We start from the raw sequence: 4,777 nt of genomic DNA on the forward strand, positions 1-4,777 counted from the left end.
CAAGAAAACCTTGCGCTTTCATATTCTCAGTTACTTTGGATAAGTCCTCGAGCTATTAGTATTAGTCCGCTACATGTGTCGCCACACTTCCACTTCTAACCTATCTACCTGATCATCTCTCAGGGCTCTTACTGATATAAAATCATGGGAAATCTCATCTTGAGGTGGGTTTCACACTTAGATGCTTTCAGCGTTTATCCCTTCCCTACATAGCTACCCAGCGATGCCTTTGGCAAGACAACTGGTACACCAGCGGTAAGTCCACTCTGGTCCTCTCGTACTAGGAGCAGATCCTCTCAAATTTCCTACGCCCGCGACGGATAGGGACCGAACTGTCTCACGACGTTCTGAACCCAGCTCGCGTGCCGCTTTAATGGGCGAACAGCCCAACCCTTGGGACCGACTACAGCCCCAGGATGCGACGAGCCGACATCGAGGTGCCAAACCTCCCCGTCGATGTGAACTCTTGGGGGAGATAAGCCTGTTATCCCCAGGGTAGCTTTTATCCGTTGAGCGATGGCCCTTCCATACGGAACCACCGGATCACTAAGCCCGACTTTCGTCCCTGCTCGAGTTGTAGCTCTCGCAGTCAAGCTCCCTTATACCTTTACACTCTGCGAATGATTTCCAACCATTCTGAGGGAACCTTTGGGCGCCTCCGTTACCTTTTAGGAGGCGACCGCCCCAGTCAAACTGCCCGTCAGACACTGTCTCCGATAGGGATCACCTATCTGGGTTAGAGTGGCCATAACACAAGGGTAGTATCCCAACAACGTCTCCTTCGAAACTGGCGTCCCGATCTCATAGACTCCTACCTATCCTGTACATGTGGTACAGACACTCAATATCAAACTGCAGTAAAGCTCCATGGGGTCTTTCCGTCCTGTCGCGGGTAACCTGCATCTTCACAGGTACTAAAATTTCACCGAGTCTCTCGTTGAGACAGTGCCCAAATCATTACGCCTTTCGTGCGGGTCGGAACTTACCCGACAAGGAATTTCGCTACCTTAGGACCGTTATAGTTACGGCCGCCGTTTACTGGGGCTTCAATTCATACCTTCGCTTACGCTAAGCACTCCTCTTAACCTTCCAGCACCGGGCAGGCGTCACCCCCTATACATCATCTTACGATTTAGCAGAGAGCTGTGTTTTTGATAAACAGTTGCTTGGGCCTATTCACTGCGGCTGACTTAAAGTCAGCACCCCTTCTCCCGAAGTTACGGGGTCATTTTGCCGAGTTCCTTAACGAGAGTTCTCTCGCTCACCTGAGGCTACTCGCCTCGACTACCTGTGTCGGTTTGCGGTACGGGTAGAGTATGTTTAAACGCTAGAAGCTTTTCTTGGCAGTGTGACGTCACTAACTTCGCTACTAAACTTCGCTCCCCATCACAGCTCAATGTTATAGAACTAAGCATTTGACTCAGTTCACACCTCACTGCTTAGACAGACACTTCCAATCGTCTGCTTTAGTTAGCCTACTGCGTCCCTCCATCACTACATACTCTAGTACAGGAATATCAACCTGTTGTCCATCGGATACACCTTTCGGTCTCTCCTTAGGTCCCGACTAACCCAGGGCGGACGAGCCTTCCCCTGGAAACCTTAGTCTTACGGTGGACAGGATTCTCACCTGTCTTTCGCTACTCATACCGGCATTCTCACTTCTATGCGTTCCAGCACTCCTCACGGTACACCTTCTTCACACATAGAACGCTCTCCTACCATACCTATAAAGGTATCCACAGCTTCGGTAAATTGTTTTAGCCCCGGTACATTTTCGGCGCAGGGTCACTCGACTAGTGAGCTATTACGCACTCTTTGAATGAATAGCTGCTTCTAAGCTAACATCCTAGTTGTCTGTGCAACCCCACATCCTTTTCCACTTAACAATTATTTTGGGACCTTAGCTGGTGGTCTGGGCTGTTTCCCTTTCGACTACGGATCTTAGCACTCGCAGTCTGACTGCCGACCATAATTCATTGGCATTCGGAGTTTATCTGAGATTGGTAATCCGGGATGGACCCCTCACCCAAACAGTGCTCTACCTCCAAGAATCTCTAATGTCGACGCTAGCCCTAAAGCTATTTCGGAGAGAACCAGCTATCTCCAAGTTCGTTTGGAATTTCTCCGCTACCCACAAGTCATCCAAGCACTTTTCAACGTGCCCTGGTTCGGTCCTCCAGTGCGTCTTACCGCACCTTCAACCTGCTCATGGGTAGGTCACATGGTTTCGGGTCTACGTCATGATACTAATTCGCCCTATTCAGACTCGGTTTCCCTACGGCTCCGTCTCTTCAACTTAACCTCGCATCATAACGTAACTCGCCGGTTCATTCTACAAAAGGCACGCTCTCACCCATTAACGGGCTCGAACTTGTTGTAGGCACACGGTTTCAGGTTCTATTTCACTCCCCTCCCGGGGTGCTTTTCACCTTTCCCTCACGGTACTGGTTCACTATCGGTCACTAGGGAGTATTTAGGGTTGGGAGATGGTCCTCCCAGATTCCGACGGGATTTCTCGTGTCCCGCCGTACTCAGGATACTGCTAGGTACAAAGACTATTTTAAATACGAGGCTATTACTCTCTTTGGCTGATCTTCCCAAATCATTCTTCTATAATCTTTGAGTCCACATTGCAGTCCTACAACCCCGAAGAGTAAACTCTTCGGTTTGCCCTTCTGCCGTTTCGCTCGCCGCTACTAAGGCAATCGCTTTTGCTTTCTCTTCCTGCAGCTACTTAGATGTTTCAGTTCACTGCGTCTTCCTCCTCACATCCTTAACAGATGCGGGTAACAGGTAGTACCTGTTGGGTTCCCCCATTCGGAAATCCCTGGATCATCGCTTACTTACAGCTACCCAAGGCATATCGTCGTTTGTCACGTCCTTCTTCGGCTCCTAGTGCCAAGGCATCCACCGTGCGCCCTTATTAACTTAACCTTATTTTTGACCTTTCAGTCATAAACTCTTTTAATACTACAGCGTTTCGGTTTATTTTCTTGTTACTATTTGATATAGATATTCAATTTTCAATGTGCATTACTTGGTGATCTCTCACCAATGGAGCCTAGCGGGATCGAACCGCTGACCTCCTGCGTGCAAAGCAGGCGCTCTCCCAGCTGAGCTAAGGCCCCACAAGACCTCTCAAGACTAAACAAGACCAATGCGCAGTTCCTTATCCTTAGAAAGGAGGTGATCCAGCCGCACCTTCCGATACGGCTACCTTGTTACGACTTCACCCCAATCATCTATCCCACCTTAGGCGGCTGGCTCCTTACGGTTACCTCACCGACTTCGGGTGTTACAAACTCTCGTGGTGTGACGGGCGGTGTGTACAAGGCCCGGGAACGTATTCACCGCGGCGTGCTGATCCGCGATTACTAGCGATTCCGACTTCATGTAGGCGAGTTGCAGCCTACAATCCGAACTGAGACTGGCTTTAAGAGATTAGCTTGCCGTCACCGGCTTGCGACTCGTTGTACCAGCCATTGTAGCACGTGTGTAGCCCAGGTCATAAGGGGCATGATGATTTGACGTCATCCCCACCTTCCTCCGGTTTATTACCGGCAGTCTCGCTAGAGTGCCCAACTAAATGATGGCAACTAACAATAGGGGTTGCGCTCGTTGCGGGACTTAACCCAACATCTCACGACACGAGCTGACGACAACCATGCACCACCTGTCACCTCTGTCCCGAAGGAAAACTCTATCTCTAGAGCGGTCAGAGGGATGTCAAGACCTGGTAAGGTTCTTCGCGTTGCTTCGAATTAAACCACATGCTCCACCGCTTGTGCGGGCCCCCGTCAATTCCTTTGAGTTTCAACCTTGCGGTCGTACTCCCCAGGCGGAGTGCTTAATGCGTTAGCTACGGCACTAAACCCCGGAAAGGGTCTAACACCTAGCACTCATCGTTTACGGCGTGGACTACCAGGGTATCTAATCCTGTTTGCTCCCCACGCTTTCGAGCCTCAGCGTCAGTTACAAGCCAGAGAGCCGCTTTCGCCACCGGTGTTCCTCCATATATCTACGCATTTCACCGCTACACATGGAATTCCACTCTCCCCTCTTGCACTCAAGTTAAACAGTTTCCAAAGCGTACTATGGTTAAGCCACAGCCTTTAACTTCAGACTTATCTAACCGCCTGCGCTCGCTTTACGCCCAATAAATCCGGACAACGCTCGGGACCTACGTATTACCGCGGCTGCTGGCACGTAGTTAGCCGTCCCTTTCTGGTAAGATACCGTCACAGTGTGAACTTTCCACTCTCACACTCGTTCTTCTCTTACAACAGAGCTTTACGATCCGAAAACCTTCTTCACTCACGCGGCGTTGCTCGGTCAGACTTCCGTCCATTGCCGAAGATTCCCTACTGCTGCCTCCCGTAGGAGTCTGGGCCGTGTCTCAGTCCCAGTGTGGCCGATCACCCTCTCAGGTCGGCTATGTATCGTCGCCTTGGTGAGCCGTTACCCCACCAACTAGCTAATACAACGCAGGTCCATCTGGTAGTGATGCAATTGCACCTTTTAAGCAAATGTCATGCAACATCTACTATTATGCGGTATTAGCTATCGTTTCCAATAGTTATCCCCCGCTACCAGGCAGGTTACCTACGCGTTACTCACCCGTTCGCAACTCATCCGCTCGGTGCAAGCACCAAGCTTCAGCGTTCTACTTGCATGTATTAGGCACGCCGCCAGCGTTCGTCCTGAGCCAGGATCAAACTCTCATTAAAAGTTTGAGTTCTCACTCATTTCTGTCACTGACAGATTTATTGTTTTT

The 4,777-nt window shown here is 50.2% G+C and carries 1 tRNA gene and 2 rRNA genes; all 3 read right to left on the reverse strand.

The annotated features are described in order from the left end of the window. Positions 1 to 35 precede the first annotated feature (35 nt). The 3 genes from L0P31_RS09220 to L0P31_RS09230 all read right to left on the reverse strand — a co-directional run bounded on the left by L0P31_RS09220 (position 36) and on the right by L0P31_RS09230 (position 4,730). Positions 36 to 2,937 (reverse strand): 23S ribosomal RNA (locus L0P31_RS09220). Between the two features lie 121 nt (positions 2,938 to 3,058). Continuing rightward, positions 3,059 to 3,131: transfer RNA gene (locus L0P31_RS09225), tRNA-Ala, on the reverse strand. Positions 3,132 to 3,182: 51 nt separating this feature from the next. Next, positions 3,183 to 4,730, reverse strand: a 16S ribosomal RNA gene (locus L0P31_RS09230). Together the 16S and 23S rRNA genes with 1 tRNA gene alongside form the textbook arrangement of a ribosomal RNA operon. Between the last annotated feature and the right edge of the window lie 47 nt (positions 4,731 to 4,777).

It is taken from the genome of Streptococcus mitis, from assembly GCF_022137125.1.
GTDB classification, from domain to species: Bacteria; Bacillota; Bacilli; order Lactobacillales; family Streptococcaceae; genus Streptococcus; species Streptococcus mitis_CE.